The sequence below is a fragment of the Pseudomonas lundensis genome, assembly GCF_002269125.1.
GTDB classification, from domain to species: Bacteria; Pseudomonadota; Gammaproteobacteria; order Pseudomonadales; family Pseudomonadaceae; genus Aquipseudomonas; species Aquipseudomonas lundensis_A.
On the sequence record NZ_NQKI01000087.1, the window covers coordinates 1 to 1,494 of the forward strand.

At 60.6% G+C, this 1,494-nt stretch carries 2 protein-coding genes; both read right to left on the minus strand.

The window, feature by feature from the left end; translation table 11 throughout:
• Positions 1-1,259 (minus strand): DUF6531 domain-containing protein (locus CJF39_RS22565; RefSeq protein WP_249275432.1); only part of this gene is annotated, 1,259 nt, incomplete at its 3' end.
• Positions 1,256-1,432, minus strand: a complete 177-nt coding sequence (locus CJF39_RS23130; protein ID WP_170942726.1) for a hypothetical protein — start codon at positions 1,430-1,432, stop codon at positions 1,256-1,258. The genes CJF39_RS23130 and CJF39_RS22565, both read right to left, overlap by 4 nt.
• Between the last annotated feature and the right edge of the window lie 62 nt (positions 1,433-1,494).

Consider the following 1,494-nt stretch of genomic DNA (forward strand, 5'->3'; position numbering starts at 1 on the left):
TCGTGGAACACCAGGCCCTTGCCGTGCAGGTCAAAGCGGGTGGTGAACTCGGTGATCCAGCGCGCACCCAGGGCGCCTTGGTCGTATGCGCTCAGGCGCGAGCAGTAGGTGCGTGTCCAGTCGATCGGGAACGGGCCGGGCAAGCTGAAGTCGGTGTGGCTCAGGGATTCGGAGCCCAGCGCGAAATTTATGCTGTGCTGCGTACGGTCACAGGCGCAGTTTTTTGCGGGATTGGCCATCCCTGTCGCAGCGGCTTGTTTTTGGTTGGCTTCAACCTGTCCTTCAGTCGCTGTTTGTCGGGCCTTGTTGGTTTCAGCGGGTTTGACGTTAGTGCTTTGCCCATGAACATTGCGCTTGCGCCACAAAGCCGTGGCGCTGGACAGGATCAACAACAACCAGCCAATCGAGTACTCAACGTCTTCGGCGCTGAGCGCGCTCAGTTGCGTGCGCAGCTCTGGCCCCATCGCCCGCAGTTGAGCGGTGTGGGCGGTGACGGAGCGTTTGATGTCGTCGGACAGCAGGTGCTGCGAGGCGCTGTTGGCCATGCCTTTGCCAGCGGCTTTGTAGGCGCTGAACAAGCCGCCGAAGATGTTGCTGATAGCCGCTTTGGGGTCATGCAGCAACTGGTCGCCCGCCGCACTGATTTGCGCACTCGCTGCATCCAGATCCCCAGTGGCATCAAGGGTGCCGTTGACGGCGGCTTCCAGCCCCTTGGCGATTTCGTTGAGCATGTCTTCACCGAGCTTGCCAGCGTCGGCGAGGATTTGCGGCAGCTTGGCCTTGGCTTGCTCGACGAAGTCATCGAGGCTGCCGACGATGGACGCGTTCAGGTGACCCACCAGAATCTCGATGACCGAGGCACTGAGCATCAGCTTGGTGGTCGAGCGCATTTCCTGACGCACCAGGTGCAAGGTCGGGCGCAGGGTCATGCGCGCAGCGGCCATGGTCGGTGGCAGCGGCAAGACGCCGATCAGGTTGATCGCCAGGCTCGCCCACAGCAGCAGGTCGCGTTTTTCAGTTTTGGTCAGCGTGACGACATCGCCCAACGCATCCACCAGCGCCATGATGTTACCGACCACGGGCAAGGCCCCGGCCACGCCCTGGATCCGTTCGAGGGTGACGACGCCACCACTCATTTCCTGCAACCAGGCATCGAACACCGCAGCGCCACTGGCCACGTCTTTGACATCAATGACACTGATCGGAACGATGGCGACCTGCGGGCCGCGTTTTTCTACAGCCGTATTTTCAGGGGTCATGAGAGCATCTCACCCGCCAGCAGGCCGACTGCCAAAAAGGCCCGTTCACTGACCAGCCCCAGATCAAAATCGAACGGCCTGTTCAAGGCTGCGCAGCCCTTGAAGGCCAGTACCTGAAAGTCCGCTCCCGCAAGGGTTAGCGTGAAATGGGGCTGATCCGCCGGTGAAAACATCCCTGATTCCTCATGCAGTGCTGCTGATGTCGTCATCTACAAACAGGCGACGAGCACATAAA